Origin of the sequence: Cohnella sp. 56 (genome assembly GCF_037963805.1) — a bacterium.
GTDB lineage: Bacteria > Bacillota > Bacilli > Paenibacillales > Paenibacillaceae > Cohnella.
Genome location: NZ_JAZDQE010000013.1, coordinates 131,228 through 147,000, shown reverse-complemented (window position 1 = coordinate 147,000; position 15,773 = coordinate 131,228). Strand labels below are relative to the sequence as shown.

15 protein-coding genes are annotated in these 15,773 nt (G+C 60.3%); 1 reads left to right on the top strand and 14 read right to left on the bottom strand.

The features are described 5' to 3' along the window. Positions 1 to 350: 350 nt before the first annotated feature. From aroF to liaF, 10 genes are all read right to left on the bottom strand, one after another. Positions 351 to 1,412 carry a 3-deoxy-7-phosphoheptulonate synthase gene (gene aroF, locus VQ071_RS21355; protein WP_340516266.1) on the bottom strand — a complete coding sequence of 354 codons (1,062 nt, stop codon included), beginning with the start codon at positions 1,410 to 1,412 and terminating at the stop codon, positions 351 to 353. A gap of 156 nt (positions 1,413 to 1,568) precedes the next feature. After that, on the bottom strand, positions 1,569 to 2,075 hold the full coding sequence (locus tag VQ071_RS21350; protein ID WP_340516265.1) for a DUF2062 domain-containing protein: 507 nt from the start codon (positions 2,073 to 2,075) through the stop codon (positions 1,569 to 1,571). A gap of 46 nt (positions 2,076 to 2,121) precedes the next feature. After that, positions 2,122 to 3,072, bottom strand: a complete 951-nt coding sequence (locus tag VQ071_RS21345) for a 4-hydroxy-3-methylbut-2-enyl diphosphate reductase (protein ID WP_340516264.1) — start codon at positions 3,070 to 3,072, stop codon at positions 2,122 to 2,124. A 31-nt stretch (positions 3,073 to 3,103) separates the two neighbouring features. Next, the gene (locus tag VQ071_RS21340) at positions 3,104 to 4,639 is read right to left on the bottom strand and encodes a sensor histidine kinase (protein WP_340516263.1); all 1,536 of its coding nucleotides are present in this window, start codon (positions 4,637 to 4,639) and stop codon (positions 3,104 to 3,106) included. Positions 4,640 to 4,642: 3 nt separating this feature from the next. After that, positions 4,643 to 5,329: a response regulator transcription factor gene (locus VQ071_RS21335; RefSeq protein WP_340516262.1), complete on the bottom strand. Its 687-nt coding sequence runs from the start codon at positions 5,327 to 5,329 to the stop codon at positions 4,643 to 4,645. Positions 5,330 to 5,413: 84 nt separating this feature from the next. Next, complete coding sequence (locus VQ071_RS21330) at positions 5,414 to 7,090, bottom strand: S1C family serine protease (protein ID WP_340516261.1); 1,677 nt, start codon at positions 7,088 to 7,090, stop codon at positions 5,414 to 5,416. A 163-nt stretch (positions 7,091 to 7,253) separates the two neighbouring features. Then, positions 7,254 to 7,667: a YugN family protein gene (locus VQ071_RS21325; protein ID WP_340516260.1), complete on the bottom strand. Its 414-nt coding sequence runs from the start codon at positions 7,665 to 7,667 to the stop codon at positions 7,254 to 7,256. Between the two features lie 102 nt (positions 7,668 to 7,769). Beyond that, on the bottom strand, positions 7,770 to 8,447 hold the full coding sequence (locus VQ071_RS21320; protein ID WP_445293323.1) for a response regulator: 678 nt from the start codon (positions 8,445 to 8,447) through the stop codon (positions 7,770 to 7,772). Next, the gene (locus tag VQ071_RS21315) at positions 8,444 to 9,499 is read right to left on the bottom strand and encodes a sensor histidine kinase (RefSeq protein WP_340516259.1); all 1,056 of its coding nucleotides are present in this window, start codon (positions 9,497 to 9,499) and stop codon (positions 8,444 to 8,446) included. Before VQ071_RS21315 ends, VQ071_RS21320 begins: the two co-directional genes overlap by 4 nt. A gap of 3 nt (positions 9,500 to 9,502) precedes the next feature. Then, positions 9,503 to 10,705: a cell wall-active antibiotics response protein LiaF gene (liaF, locus tag VQ071_RS21310; RefSeq protein ID WP_340516258.1), complete on the bottom strand. Its 1,203-nt coding sequence runs from the start codon at positions 10,703 to 10,705 to the stop codon at positions 9,503 to 9,505. Between the two features lie 255 nt (positions 10,706 to 10,960). Here liaF and VQ071_RS21305 point away from each other — a divergent pair, with 255 nt between their 5' ends. Next, positions 10,961 to 12,238: an ammonium transporter gene (locus tag VQ071_RS21305; protein ID WP_340516257.1), complete on the top strand. Its 1,278-nt coding sequence runs from the start codon at positions 10,961 to 10,963 to the stop codon at positions 12,236 to 12,238. Between the two features lie 220 nt (positions 12,239 to 12,458). On the opposite strand, the gene VQ071_RS21300 is transcribed toward VQ071_RS21305, so the two are convergent. From VQ071_RS21300 to VQ071_RS21285, 4 genes are all read right to left on the bottom strand, one after another. Next, entirely contained in the window at positions 12,459 to 12,794 is a 336-nt protein-coding gene (locus tag VQ071_RS21300) for a hypothetical protein (protein WP_340516256.1), read from the bottom strand. Between the two features lie 86 nt (positions 12,795 to 12,880). Further along, positions 12,881 to 14,302, bottom strand: a complete 1,422-nt coding sequence (locus tag VQ071_RS21295; protein ID WP_340516255.1) for a methyl-accepting chemotaxis protein — start codon at positions 14,300 to 14,302, stop codon at positions 12,881 to 12,883. 156 nt (positions 14,303 to 14,458) lie between these two features. Then, the gene (locus VQ071_RS21290) at positions 14,459 to 14,992 is read right to left on the bottom strand and encodes an RNA polymerase sigma factor (protein WP_340516254.1); all 534 of its coding nucleotides are present in this window, start codon (positions 14,990 to 14,992) and stop codon (positions 14,459 to 14,461) included. A gap of 83 nt (positions 14,993 to 15,075) precedes the next feature. Further along, positions 15,076 to 15,600, bottom strand: coding sequence for a 3D domain-containing protein (locus tag VQ071_RS21285; RefSeq protein WP_340516253.1), 525 nt, complete (start codon positions 15,598 to 15,600; stop codon positions 15,076 to 15,078). Positions 15,601 to 15,773: the final 173 nt, after the last annotated feature.

Genomic DNA, 15,773 nt, shown 5'->3' with positions numbered 1-15,773 from the left:
CGTACACGGACCGTCAGAGCGATCTCTGGCGGTCTTTCTCATGCACGAAAAACCTGCAAACATGCAGGCTTTATGTTCCTCCAGCAGCTTCCGATCTAAAAACCTGCAACGGTGCAGGTTTATTAGGCTGCATCAATACAAACCCTGCTCGCATGGTCGAAAAAGCTGTACGGTTGCAGGAATTGGCTCGGAAACCGGAACTATCGGCGGAAAAGGATGTACGGATGCAGGCTTTGCAGACATACTTGGCCGATGGGGCGCAGCAAACCCGTCTGACGGACAGCATTTCGCGTATGCAAAACAAAAAACCGCCCCGAATGCTGGCGGTTCTGCGTGCTTGAGATTATCGTTTATTTCTGCCAGGTTGCGAAGGCATCGGCCGGGTCCTTGGCGGTGTCGAAGCGCTTGCCCAGCAGCGGCGCGAGCTGTTCGAGCTCCTTGAGCAGCTTGGCGAACTGGTCCGGGAACAGCGACTGCACGCCGTCGCCCGTCGCCGAGTTGTCCGGGTCCGTATGCATCTCGATGATGAGGCCGTTCGCGCCTGCTGCGACGGAAGCCTTGGTCATCGTCTCCACCAGCTCGCGGCGGCCCGTCGCATGGCTCGGATCGGCGATGACAGGCAGATGCGACAGCTGCTGGATGACCGGAATTGCGGCCAGGTCGAACGTGTTGCGCGTGTACGTCTCGAAGGTCCGGATGCCGCGCTCGCACAGCATGACATTCGGATTACCACCCGCGAGGATGTATTCCGCCGCATTGAGCCACTCGTCGTACGTGGCGCTGAATCCGCGCTTCAGCAGCACCGGATTTTTGATCGTGCCGAGCTTGCGGAGCAGATCGAAGTTTTGCATGTTGCGCGTGCCGACCTGCATAATGTCCGCATACTCCGCGCAGATGTCGACGAATTCCGGCGCCATGACCTCCGTGATGGTGAGCAGGCCGTATTTCTCCCCCGCCTCCTTCATCCACTTCAGCCCGTCCACGCCGATGCCCTGGAAGCTGTACGGGCCGGTCCGCGGCTTGAACGCGCCGCCGCGCAGCACCTGACCGCCGGCCGCCTTGACCAGACGGGCGATCTCGTCGATCTGCTCCGGCGTCTCGACCGCGCACGGGCCGCCCATGACGACCAAGTTGTCGCCGCCAATCTTGACGCCCTTGATATCGATGATCGTATCGTCCGGATGGAAGTCGCGGCTCGCCAGCTTGTAGGACTTGGAGATCTTGATGACGTTCTCGACGCCGTGCATCGAGCGGATATGCTCCGCGAGCGTCGGCTCGGCCTTGCCGATGATGCCGATGACGGTGCGGTCCGTACCGCGCGAGATATGAGGCTGGACGCCGCTCTTCTGAATATATTCGGCAATCTCCAGAATGCGTTCTTCGGAGATATGCGGAGATGTAATGACGATCATAGGACACGCTCCCGGATTCGGATTTATAATTTCAGTTCATTCGCCCATCACTTTCGCGCGTATACGCTTCGACGCTTATACGCTTTTAAGCGCTAAAGTAAATATAGACGAAAACACCCCGGGTGTCAATGCCCCGGGGCTATTGTCGTCAGACGGTCATTCGATCGCAGGCTTGCTCGCCTCGATGACGATCTTGCGCGCACGCCGCTTCTCCTTGCGCTTGCGCTTGAACACCTGCACGCTGTACCAGATCGGAAAGAAAAACAAGATGCCGAGCAGCAAGCCGTCGATCATCCCTCCTACGATCATCTTGAGATTAAACAGCAGGAAGTGATTGATCTTCTCGGGCAAAAAAGAAAAACGAATCGAAAAATGCGCCGGCAACACGAGGTCGGCCATCATCTTGTTCAACATAAACATCAGCGGGTAGATCAGCTTGCCGAATACGAACCCCACCAGTGCCGAAGGCAGATTGCCCCGCAGCAGGTAAATTAACGGAAAGATGAGTACGAACGAAGTGCCGTAGGTCGGAAGATTGAACATCTCGACGAACAGCCCGATCGCGAACCCCATCGCGATGGAGTAGGCTCCGCCCTTGGCGCGGAGCAGCTTGACGTACTGCAGCTTCAAGTATCGGACGAACTTGCGAAGACGTTGTTGCATGGCGCTCCCTTCTTGCAACCAGCGGCGCCACTCCAGCCGGATAGGCTCAAATGGTCGATTTCTCTCTAACCGTCGGAAGCAGCTTGCTCATATTGACGGTCCGGCGGATCTCCCATGTATCCGGATCGTGATGATCGTATCGTTCCAAATATTGAATAACTTCCTTCGTCAGCGGCGTCGGCGTCGAAGCGCCCGATGTGACGGCCACGCGATCGATACCCTGGAGCCACTCCCGCTTGATCTCCGTGACGTCCGACACGCGATACGCCTTCACGCCGGAGATCTCCTCGGACACCTGTGCCAGACGATTGGAGTTGTTGCTGCGCGGATCGCCCACGACGATGCACAACTGCGCGTTCTTCGCCTGCTCGGCGACCGCTTCCTGCCGCACCTGCGTCGCCAGGCAGATCTCGTTGTGAACCTCCGCCCGGGGAAAAGTCTCGAGCAGCTTCGAGATGAGATGCCGGATATCCCACTGCGACATCGTCGTCTGATTCGTAATTATAATACGGTCGTTCGTGAGCCGAAGTTCCGCAATATCCGAATCGTTTTCGATCAGATGCACGTGCTCCGGCGCAATGCCGATGGCCCCCTCCGGCTCGGGGTGCCCTTTTTTGCCGATGTAGATGATGTCGTAGCTGTCCGCCACCTTCTCCCGAATCAAATCATGCGTTTTGGTGACATCCGGACAGGTGGCGTCCACGATGGTCAGCCCCTTTTCCCTGGCCCGCCGCCGAACCTCGGGAGATACGCCGTGCGCCGTAAAAATAACGGTGCCGGATTCGACGCTCTCGAGAATCTCAAGCCTATTCGCGCCGTCGAGCGTAATGATGCCCTCGTCCTTGAACGACTCGGTCACATGGCTGTTATGCACGATCATCCCTAAAATATAAATGGGGCGCGGCAGATCCAGGTTGCGTGCCGTCTGAAGGGCAAGCACCATGGCATCCACCACGCCGTAGCAATATCCGCGAGGGGAAATTTTAACGATCTCCATTTTTTGCAACCTGCTTTCTCGCCCGTACCTGTCAGCTTCGCTCCGCTCCGGGAACGGCCGGGCGCACCGATGCTTCCATTATACCGTAATCCGGCCGTTCAGAAAAGTCGGCGGGCAGCCAAACTGTAAAGCGGCTGCCGCCCTCGGGACTCGATTGAACGTCCAGCGCGGCGCGGTGCATATCGGCGATCCACTTGGCGATCGACAAGCCCAGCCCGGTGCCCGCCGTCTGGCCTCGGGATTCGTCGGCGCGGTAGAACCGGTCGAAGATGCGCGGCATATCCGCCTTGGCGATGCCGATGCCCGTATCGGCGACGGACAGGCCGACACGATCGCCCTGCCGGAGCGCCTCCAGCCGCACTTCGCCGGCCGGCGTGTACTTGAAGCCGTTCTCGATTAGGATGAACAACAGCTGCATCAAGTAGTCGCGATTCCCTACGACGCGAATCCCGGCGAGCTTGTCCAGAGAGCCTACGATCCACTGCGCGTTGCGCGGCAGGAATGCTGCCCGGCGCGCCGCCTCCTCGACGAGCGGGAGCAGCTCGATCGGCTCCTTGTCCACGACGTAGCCCGCATCCGCGCGGGCGAGCGACAGCAGATCGTTGACGAGCCGGCTCATGCGCCGCGCTTCGTCGGAGATATCGTGCAGCGCTTCGCGCGACAGCGCCTCGCGCTCCGCCAGCGACAGCCGCGGCTTCGCAACTGCTGTGCCGCGCTCGTCCGCCGCTTCTCCCGCAGTCGTTTCCGTCCATACTTTCTCCAACAAGTCCACATTGCCCCGAATCGTCGTCAGCGGCGTCCGAAGTTCATGGGAAGCGTCGGACACGAACCTCCGCTGCGCCGTATTCGACTCCTCGAGCACATTGTAGGCCCGCTCCACCCGCTCCAGCATATGGTTGAGCGTACGCGTGAGCCGGCCGATCTCGTCCTGGCTCTCGCCGGGAATCCGCAGCTTCAGATCCGATCCGCTCTGCACCAACTCGGCTGCCTCCGTCACCTTCTCGATCGGGCGCAGCGCCTTGCGCGCGAGGAATAGGCCGATGACAAAGGCGAGGGCGAGGCTCGCGAGACCGGCGATCCAGAGGACGAATCTGATCTGGGAGAGGAACCCGCTCTCCTTGTCCGTATATGCGCCTACCTGCAGCAGCCCTACAAGCTGTCCGTTAAGAATATAGGGCTTGTTGTAGATGATAAAAGGATTGCCGCCAATCGATACTTGCCGGTACCCTTCCGCCACTTTTTCGTATGCCGGGTAGGGGAACGTTATATTGGAAGCGGCCAGATTCCCCGATTTGCTGACGCTTCCCTCTTTGGTCTGGAGAAAACTGACGACCTGAATGCCTATCGTCGCATCGAAAGCGAACATCGAACGTGCGTTCAGATCATAATCTCCGGACCAATCGACAGTAGGCGTAATTCGGATTTTTTCCGCTTCGGTTATCAGACGGCTTTTGACCCCGCCAACCGTATTCTGGTAAACGATAATGTAAATTAAAATGCAAAAAATAGCGAGCACAGCGGCCAGCAGCCCGGAATACCACAGCGTCAGACGCAGCCTGATGGACATGGCCTAGCTGTCTCCCTTCAGGACGTAGCCCGCTCCCCGCACCGTCTGGATGAGGCGCTTGTCCCCGTACTCCTCCAGCTTCTGCCGCAGCATCGCCACGTACACCTCGAGCACATTGGACTCGCCGCTGTAGTCGTAGCCCCAGATCTTGTCCATAATCTGGTCGCGGGAGAGGACGCGCTTCGGATTTTGCATGAACAGGTGCAGCAGGTCGAACTCCTTGGCGGTCAGCTCGATGCGGTGATCGCCCCGGATCGCCTCGCGGCCGTCGACGTCGAGCACCAGATCATCGAAGCGCAGCCGGTTGTTCTCTCCCGCCGGCTCGGGACGGCGGCGCATGAGCGCGCGGACGCGGGCCATCAGCTCCTCGAGCGCGAACGGCTTCACCAGATAGTCGTCGGCTCCCAGGTCCAGCCCCTTCACCCGGTCCTGCACGTCGTCCTTGGCCGTCAGCATCAGCACAGGCACGTTCACGCCCGCCGTCCGCAGCCTCCGGCATACTTCCCAGCCGTCAATGCCGGGCATCATCACGTCGAGGATGACCAGGTCGGCGGATTTGTCCGCGACGATGCCGAGCCCCGCCGGTCCGCTCGAGGCGGTGGATACTTCATAACCTTCGAATGCCAGACTGCGTCTGAGCAGGGAAGTAATCTTGTCGTCGTCGTCGATAACGAGTATATGCGGTCTCATGGGCGGCCTCCGTCTATAAAGAATGGGGCAGCCGCAAGCGACTGCCCCCGATTGCTTTTATTGTAGCAGAAAAGCTTGCTTGCGTTATTGCTGCCTCCGTTGCTGTTGCTGCGACTGATCGTCGAAATCGCTCTTGTTGCCGATCGTCAGCGTCAGATCGATCTTCTTGCCGTCGCGGTAGACGTTCAGAATCGCCTTGTCGCCGACGGCTTTTTTCTGAATGGCTGCGATCAGCTCCTCCTTGGCCTTGTACGTCTTGCCATCCATGCCCAGGATGACGTCGTACTGGCGGAGGTCCGCCTTGTAGGCAGGAGAGTTGTAAAGGATGCTGTTGACCAGCGAGCCGTCGGTGCTGTCAAGGCCGAGCTGGCGGGCAGCCGAGCTGCTGATATCCTGCAGCGTCGCGCCGATGAACGGAGACGGCTTCGCCGGAATCTTGGTGTTGTTCTTCAGATTGTCCAGCACCTCGGTAATCGTGCTCGTCGGGATCGCGAAGCCGATGCCCTGCGCCTGCGAGCTGACGGCCGTATTGATGCCGATCACCTCTCCGTTCAGGTTGATGAGCGGACCGCCGGAGTTGCCGGGGTTAATCGAAGCGTCCGTCTGCAGCAGATGCTCGTAATTGCGCGTGCCGTCCGAATCCTGGATGCTGATCTCGCGTTCGTTGGAGCTCAGTACGCCGACGGTAACCGTATGGTCGAAGCCGTACGGATTGCCGATCGCCACAACCCAGTCGCCCATGTTCATCGCGCCGGAGTCGCCGAGCTTGAGCGTCGGGAAGCCGGTGCCTTCGATCTTCAGTACGGCCAGATCCAGATCGTGGCTGGAACCGAGCAGCTTCGCGATGTAGGGCTCCTGGTGGCCCGTGACGGTCACCTTGATCTGATCGGCGTCCGCGATGACGTGCTGGTTGGTCAGAATGTAGCCCGTGGAGTCGAAAATAAAGCCCGAACCCATGCCGGCCTCCTGAAGCGAGCCGCTGCCGTCCCCGCTGCCGCCGTTGCCGTTGTTGCCGTTGTTGCCGCCGTCGCTGCCGCCGCCGTATTCATCGCCGAAAAACTGGCGGAAAAGCGGGTTGTCGTCGAACCAGCTGTTACCGGAGCCGCCGCCGCTGCTGCGGGAAGCCTGCACGAAGGTTTCGATCTTCACGACAGCCGGGCTGGCCTGCTCGAAAATTTTGGCGATGTTGTTCGGCCGAACCGTATCCGTGATGTTGGCGACCGTCTTGGCGCCGCCATTGTCGCTGGCGGACGCAATCGAGGACGAAGCCGGTACGGCCGCCTTCGAGCTGAACCAGTCGCCGCGATCCGCCGCGAACATCAGACCGCCGACGACGACGACCCCCGCCATGAACGAAGCGAATATCGAGCGCACCGACGAGCGGCGCGGCGGCTTGGAGGCTTCCCAGTTCTTGCCGCCGCCGGAGACGGTGAACGGCCTGTATTCCCGATCCGACGGCTGGACCGCCGGCGCGGCGGGACGCTGCGCATCCGCACTGTCGTAGGCCGAGCCGTATCCGGCGCCCCGCTCGCTATCCGAGCCGAAGGGGCCGTAAGTAAAGCGCGTCTCTCCTCGCGGAGACACATAGCCTGCATCCGGAGATTCCGTTTCCCCGAACGAAGCATCCTCGCGATAGTCCGAGCCTTCCGAATAGCGGAATTCCGGTCCCTTTTCGGCTTTGGCTTCCTTGCCGGATTCGTTGTCGCTGCCATATCTGAACCCGAAGAGATTGTCTTCCGGCTTTTTGTTCTGATCGTCCATGTCCGATTCCTCCCATGTGACCGCTGCGCCCGCGCGCCGTGCGGTTGTTGTTCTTGATTACATATTCGCCTACTTACCTTAAAACAATCTTAAAGCGAACTGAATCAAAACTAAAAAGTCAAAAAATGAGAAACGCCGCTATCGCGAGCGGCGTCGTCGTCGATTACTGTATGAAGCGCTGCTCCGCCTCCGCCAAGACGCGCTCCGCCTCGCGGATCCAGGCGTCCTCGATCTCGGCGTCCGGGTCCGAAGGCGCCGCGAATTGGTCGAAAAAGCCGCCCAGCGTGCGGGGCTGCGCGTCCTGGTCCAGCCCTTCCTCGTATACATGCTTCAATACATAAGGCTGGCCGAAGCGAATGACGGCATCCGTCTTTTCCGCTTCGGCATCGAGCTCGCCGCGCTCGACCTCGAAAGGCAGCCTCAGCCATACTTTATGTTCCCGGTCGAGCGCGCGGTCGAGCGAGCCCGTCCTGTAGTCCCAGTTACCGCCCAGGTTGAAGCCCAATTCGTCCAGCCCTTCCTGCGCCTGAATATAAGCGACCTGCAGCGAAGCGAGGCCGGATGACAGCTTTTGCATGAGAATTCCGCCTTTTTAGCCATAGAATGCCCGTCCGGCCCGGCGTCTAAACGTTCCGCCTCTCCTCCGATACACCTGCCGCCCGCAGCCTAAGCCCGCGCCCTAAGCGTTGACCCAGCCTTTGCGATGCGCATAAATCGCCAGCTGCGTCCGATCCTCCAGCTCGCACTTCATGAGCAGATTGCTGACATGGGTTTTTACCGTCTTGATGCTGATATGCAGCTCGTCCCCGATTTCCTTGTTCGATCGGCCTTCGGCAATGAGCAGCAGCACCTCGCGCTCGCGCTCGGTCAGCCCTTCGTCCTCGTCCTGCGCCGTACGCCGTCTGAGCCCCCTGGTGAGCGCCTGGGAGACCTCGCCGCTCATGACCGGCATGCCCCTGAGCGCACCCTGCATCGCATACACCAGCTCGTCCGCCGACACTGTCTTCAGGACGTAGCTCACGGCGCCCGCCTCGATCGCCGCCACGATCTTGTCGTCCTCCAGAAAGCTGGTCAGGATGACGATCCGCATGTTGGGATACTTGGCCAGCATCGCCCTGGTGGACTCCACGCCGTCCATGCCGGGCATCATCAGATCCATCAGCACAAGCTGCGGCACCCGGCCGCCGAAGGCGTCCGCATCGAGCTTGTCGATCGCATCCTGCCCGCCGGAAGCCTCCCCGATGACCTCGAATCTGTCGTCCAGCATCAGATAGGTCCGAATGCCCGCCCTCACCATCTCGTGATCGTCCACGATCAATACGCCCCAGGCACTCCTCGTTGCATTCATATCGCTCATTGATTAGAACTCCTTCCGTCTCCATCGATAACTTGCGCCTGCACGAACTTGGGCAATCCGACCTTGATCCGCGTCCCCGCGCCCGGCTTGCTCGCGATCTCCACATCGCCGCCGAGCTGGATCGCGCGCTCGCGCATCGTCGACAGGCCGTATGAACCGGCCTTGACCTGCTCCGCGCTGAACCCCTCGCCGTCGTCGTCGATCGACAGCAGCACCTGAGTATCGGTCTCTCCCAGCACGAGCCTCACCTCGTCGGCGCCCGAATGCTTCATCACATTGGCCATCGCTTCCTGAATGATGAGGAACAGCTGGTGCTCCATCGCGGCGGGCAGCGAGGCCGACACGCGAACATCGAGCGTCCCCTGCATGCCGTTCTGGCGGCAATAATCCGGGAACCAGCGATCCAGCGCCTCCGGCAGCGTCCGGCCCTGGAGCTCGAGCGGCCGCAGCTGCGCGATCAGGCCGCGCATCTGTCGCTGCGCGGCCTTGGACATCTCGATGAGCTGCTGCATGACGCGCCCGGCATGCTCCGGATTTTTGTCCACCAGCGCCGGGAGCGCGGATGCGCTCATATGGATTGCGAACAGCTGCTGGCTCACCGTATCGTGCAGATCCCTGGCGAGCCTGCGGCGCTCCTCCAGCACCGCTTCCTCGACGGTGGCCGCCTTGCCCAGCACTTCCTTCTCGCCGAGCTGCTGGAGCAGGCGGAGCCGTTCTGCGAGCCCTTGCTGCAGTCGGTTGAACTCCCGGTACGCGCCCGCGAAGGCGTCGGACCGCTCCTCCGGGAGTCTGGCCTCCCAGTTGCCGGCTGCAGACTGCTTGAGCGCCTCCTGCAGCGCTTCGATCCGCCCCTGGTACTTGCGCCCGCGGAAATACGCGGTGACGACCCGCACGACGATCAGCAGCGGCACGAGCTTGTAGATGATCTCTCCGGAAGGCAGCGCTTCAATATGCGGTCTCCACCAGCCGTAGATGATCGCCAGTATAATGCCGCTCGACAGCGCCGCGTAGAACACCCATTCCCACTTTGTGTTGCGAAGCAGCTTGGGCATCGGTCAACCTACCTTCGTCACGCGCACGTCGCCGATGAAGCAGCTGACGATCAGCACGACCTGTTTGTCGGCATCGTGGAATCCCGGCGTCTCGGCGGACATCTGATTGAACAGCCCGCCGCGCTTCTGCTCGAGAATCTTGACGTCGCCGATCAGGCAGCTCGATACGACCCTGATGCCTACGCTGTGATCGCCCGGCACATAAGCCTTCACATCCCCGATAAACGCCGATACGTAGATGCGCGTCTCTCCGACCGGAATCTGTGCGCGCGTCAGGTCGATCGTCGTATCGCCGATAAAATGAGAGATGCTCATCGGCTGAAGCTCCCACATCTCCTGGCCGATGTGCACGTCGCCGATAAACCGGCTATGGTCCACCCGCGGCCCGCGCATCGTATGGCCCGGCGGCCTGTGATAGCTCTTCCACATGCGCTCGGCATCGCCGCCGGAATCGCGGCCGACGTCGTATCCCCGTCTTGCATGCCGCTCCGCATGCCGTTCTGCATGCCGCGCATGATGCCGTTCTGCATGCCGCGCGTGATGCCGCTCCATACGCTCCTGCATTCTCTCCTGCATCCGCTCCCAGCGCTCCTGACGGCGCTCCATGCGCCAATCGGCATTGCCGGCGGGATCCCAGCCGCGCTCAGGACCGTTCGCCCGATCCGCATGAGTCGCCTCGCCCGGGCGGGCTTCGCCGGATTGGTCCGCGGCCGTCGAAGCGGCATCATCCGCAAACGCGGTCGGGCTGTCGTACGGCTGCGGCGGGGGTGGAGGCGGAGGCGGCGTATCGTAATGTTCGGGCGCGGGCGGAGGCGTCACCGCATTCCAGCCGCTCTCGTTGTCTCTCCATCGCTTCTTGGGTCGGCCGCAGCCGCTGCCCCTGAACACCATGTTGAGCCCCGCCACGATCAAGATCGCCGGAACCGCGAACCGGATCAGATCGCCGAGTTCCCAGCCGACCCACCCCAGATTGCGCCCCAGGAAAAAAAGCCCCAGCATCACGACGATCGCATTCCAGCCGAAGCCTTGGCGACGCTGAAGCAGCATGCCCTGTATGCCGAACAGAATCATAAAGAGCGGCCAGAAAGTCGAGAAAAGATAACCGATGTCGACCTGAATGACACCGCTCTGATTCAATAGAAAGATGATGCCGCCGCCGACCAGGATAAATCCCCAGAATATACGATGAAGCACGGACTGCTGCATAGGAGTTCCTCCGTTTTATGAACGCTGATTGTTCTGCTGATTACATTATAAAAGAAAGCGCGCTTAGTTCCATAGCGGCGCGGGAATGAACTTGCCTCAGTCCCGAGACCGAGCGTCATTTGGGACGCTCGATGGAGATGTCATTTATAATAACATCGTACGTTGACATATGTAACTTAACACTATATAATTTGGGTCGTATTTTTATATTTTAGGTTGAAAACGACAAATCCGAACCGTTCTGGGGGAAAAAGCATGACGTTGGAGGCGCTGTCCAGCGGCGTCGATACGATCTGGGTCGTATTGACGGCCGCCATGATCTTGCTCATGGAGGGCGGATTCGCTTTGCTTGAAGCGGGCTTCGTCCGGCAAAAAAACGCAGTCAGCATTATTATGAAGGTATTTGTGGACATCTCCTTCGGCGCGCTGCTTTTTTACGCCGTCGGCTTTGCGCTGATGTACGGCAAGGACACTGGCGGCCTGATCGGCTCGTCCGGCTTCTGGATGAAGGGCGATCTCTCCCATCTGAAGCTGAACATATCCACCGATACGTTCTGGCTGTTCCAATGCGCGTTCGTCATCGCCGTCATCTCGATCGTATCGGGCGCCGTAGCCGAACGCATTCATTTCCGTGCTTATATCGTCTATACAATTGTCATGACCGGGCTGATCTACCCGATATCCGGGCACTGGATCTGGTCGGCGGGCGGCTGGCTTGCCAAGCTCGGCATGATCGACTTCGCCGGGTCGGCCGCCATCCATGCACTCGGCGGCTTCGCCGCGCTCGCCGCCGCCATGTTCCTCGGACCGCGAATCGGCAGGTTCGGCGAAGACGGCCGCACTCATATCGTCCCTCCCTCCAACTTGCCGCTGGCTTCCGTAGGCGCATTCATCCTATGGTTCGGCTGGTTCGGCTTCAACTCGGGCAGCACGCTCAGCGCGACGAATCCGAACATCGGCCACATCGCCGTGACGACGATGCTCGCGTCCGCCGCCGGCTGCGCCGCCTGCATCCTGTTCACGATGCTGCGCTATCAAAAAGCGGACCCGCCTACCGTCATTAACGGCGCGCTCGCGGGCCTCGTCGGCATCACCGCAGGCTGCGCCTTCGTCACCGACGTCGCAGCAATCTTCATCGGCGCGTTCTGCGGCGTCGCCATGGTAGTGGCGACCGAATGGCTGGAGCGCCGCCGCGTAGACGATCCCGTAGGCGCCTTCGCGGTGCACGGCATATGCGGCAGCCTCGGCACGCTGGCCGTCGGCCTGTTCGCCGCGCCCCACCTGTCCGCGAGCGCAGGCTTGTTCTACGGCGGCGGCTGGCGCCTGCTCGGCGTGCAGGCGCTTGGACTCGCCGTCGTCGCGGTCTGGGGCTTCGCACTGACCTGGGGCGCTCTGAAGCTGATCAACGCCTGGCGGCCCGTGCGCGTGTCCCGCGACGAGGAGCTCGTCGGACTCGACGTGGGCATCCACGGCGTCCCCGCCTACAGCCAGGAGCACGACTTCCTCGATATCGAACGCCTGAAGAGAGAGTAGCCGCCACTCACCGCGCGATACACAGCTAGTCCACGAGGCCACTCAGCGCCGCCTGCCACTGCCGACAACTAAAAACAACCTCGCAAAAAGCGCAGGGCAGCGCCGCGCCATGAAGCTGAAGCGAGATTTCCGGGAAGAAAAACTGCCATGTCAATGCCATGTCAAAAAGAAGCTTCGCTATCCTTAAGGGACAGCGAAGCTTCTGTTGCGCTAACGATCATCAAAGTTGCTCGCCGTTCAGCTTCATCGCCTCGTAGCTTGCGATTTCCTCCCGCAGCCGTCTGGCTTTTTCGAGGGGCTTCTTGACGTAGTGGATGTATTCGACGGCAGCGTGATGATCGGGCTTCTTTCCCGTCAGCATTTTGCGCAGCGGCGACATGGCGCGGTAGGCCTGCTCTTGCATCTGGATGCGGCGCTCATAGCGCGCAACCATCTGTTCGATCTCCGCCACTTCTTCCCGGCGCTTCTCAATAAGCGTATCCAGCAACGAATGCACCTCCGCCGCTTGCTTGGTCGGCACCGCAAGCGCCGGCACCTGTACGATCGGCTTTGCCATGAAATATCACCTGTCTATTCTTGTGAATATTCATCACACATATAAGCCGATTGTACTGAATTGTCGCTAATTTGAAAACACTTATGTCAGCTATTTTGTGAATTAATCGCAATGTCGATGCCAATCACTCCAATTCGCCGTCCATCCGACGTTTGCAATGGCATAGATACCGTCACGCACGGTTTTTTCGTAATCGCCGACAAATAAACCTCGGAGACGAAAATTTCGCCCTCCATCGCTTTTTTCCACCAGTCCCGGCTTCTTGCGTTGAGCAGTCCTGCGACCGGCTCGGAAAAAATGAACGAACCGTCGGCTCGATTGGACCAGATCGCCTCCAACCCCGCAGTCTGGGCCAGCCAGCTCGTCAGTACGCGGCGATGGATGCCCTCGTCCAGACTGACCAGCGCCGGATCGGACGCCAGGGCGGATAGAAATTGCGTCCAGCGCTCCGTCTCCGCAATCCCCGTCTCCGACCAGACCTGACCTCCCGCCTGCTGAACGGCGCCGATCAATTCGTCCGCGGCGCCCTTCAGGCCAAGCGACACCCGCCCCAGCTTCGCCGTCTCCTCCCGCTGCTTCAGGCTCTGCGCAAGCGTATCGTCGATGCTGTCCATCATCAGCCGGACGGATTCGACGACCTCCCGCAGCATATCGTTCGTCGAGGCCGTTCTGTCCGCTTGTTCGGCCGCTGCGGACAATGTCGCCTCGACCTGCCCGTCCACCTGCACCATATGATTGAAGATGACATCCATCCGCTCCCGGGTTACCTTCACCTCCGCAAGCCCCCGCACGACCGATCGCTTCTCCTCGGCAACCGAAGCGACGACCTGCCGAATGCCGGCTTCAATGTCCGAGACGATGCCCGCAGACTGCTTGACCGCCGCCCCGCTCTGCTCGGCGAGCTTGCGAATCTCCCGGGCGACGACGGTAAATCCGGTGCCGAATTCCCCGGCGTGCGCAGCTTCGATCGCCGCATTCAGCGCCAGCAGCGACGTCTGCGAGACGATCTCCTGAATCAGCTCGTTCATCTGTGTGATCCTGGAGGCTTGGGCGATCAGACCGCTCACTCTGGCCTCCATCGTACCGTGGTTCACGGCCAGCTCGTTCATCACATCGTCCGTCTGCTGCAACGATCTGCACACGTCGACGACGACAGCCTTCGCCTGTTTGCTCTGTCTGCCCATCTCCGCGGAGGTCGCATGTATTTGTTCGGATGCCGCCGCCACTTCCTGCAGGGCGGAGAACGACTCGTTCAGCTTGTCCGTCGCCGCTCTGCTATGCTGCCTCAGCCGCTTCTCCTGCACGGCGGATTGGTCCGCAACCGCCTCAAGCCGGCTTGCGCTCGCGTCCACCTCATCGACCGCCGCCTGCAGACGATCCGAGATGACGACCGCTTCGCCGACCATCGTACGCAGCCGCTCCCGCTCCCGAAGGCCCGCCGCCTCCTGCTCGTGCGATGCAACATCCGCCATTTGAGCGAATTCAGTGCGGCCATTACGCTTTTTCATCCATCGCCCCAGTGCAGCCACGTTCGCATCCCCCTCGTCGACATCGACTTCTTCTCCGTTCAATCGACAAAATGTAATATTTCCTAACATTATAATCGCCGTTCGGGAAAAATAAAAGAGGAACCTGACGGTTCCTCTCGCATGTATGCATAATCGCTATAAATCCAACGCGCCGTTACCGCCCGTCTCCGCCTTCAACCTTGCCTTGCCGCGATGAATCCGGGCCTTCACGGTTCCTACGGGGACGCGCAGCGCCGCAGCGATCTCGTCGTCCTTGAAGCCGTAATAAAACTTGTAAAGGAGCAGCGTCCGGGTCGCCGGCTCCAGTCTCCCCAATATGTCCGACAGCTCTGCGACGATCTCCGGCTCGTTCAGCCTGGCAGTCCCTTGCTCGGCCACCGATGCTTCGCATAGCTCGCATACCGGCTTGACACGTCTTGCCCTGTTCGCATTCAACGCCAGGTTGGCTGCGATCGTCTTCGCCCAAGGGATGATCTTGCCGTTCTCCCGAAGCGTGTCCCGCTTCTCCAAGATTCTCACCCAGGCTTCCTGGACTACATCGATAGCGTCGCTCTTGTGATGAAGCCTGTGGCGCGCCACCCGCAGCATCTCGCGGTACAGCTCGCTCAGCAGTTCATCCTCGATTGCGGGTCGCTCCTGATATCCGTCATATGCGCGGGAGTCGGTCATGCCTGAATGTCACTCCTTGGGCCTCATGATCCACATCCTCCCTATTTTAACACACGAAATTCGATCATAATATACTAAATATACTACGAGCCGAATTTTTTGTCGGACAAGTCCTGCCCCGCAACCACGACCTCATTCATGGCGTCCAGCATCGTTTCCGTCACCTTGCCGTCGCCGCGCCGGATCACTTTTACCGCGACCTGCTTCTTGCCCCACTCCTTGTACACTTGGCGCGTGGACGGGAAGTACAGGTCGATGCGCCGGCCCTTAATTCTAGAGCCCGTGTCGGCTACGCACCCATAGCCGTAGCCCGGGATGTACAACAATGTGCCGAGCGGAAAAACGCGCGTATCCGCCGCAATGGTCGATACGTTGCTGCGCCTGACCTTGACGCCCGAGAAGGTGACGCCGTATTGCGGATGCCCCGGGCGCTTGCCGGTCGACTCGACGCCGGCCGTATAGCCGGTCGCCAACACGGTGACAGTCGTCTGAGCGGGCGGCTCGGGCTCGGCGCCGGCCCCCGCTTCTGCCGGACTTGCTGCAGCCGGCAGACAGACGCTTGCGACGAGCAGCGCTGTCGCGAATCTCATAAAAAAGCTTGCAGGCATTGGATGATACCTCCTAGAGGGAGAATGTCCAAAGCCCGCAAGCTTTATGCAGCGGCGAGGCGCTATGCCGCCAGGGCGCGACCGGCGAAGCGCCAAAGGATCGAGGCAGCCCCGGCGAACCCGGGTTTAGCCCAGGCGATCCGGGCACAGCTTGGCGGCTGCGCATGCTGCGC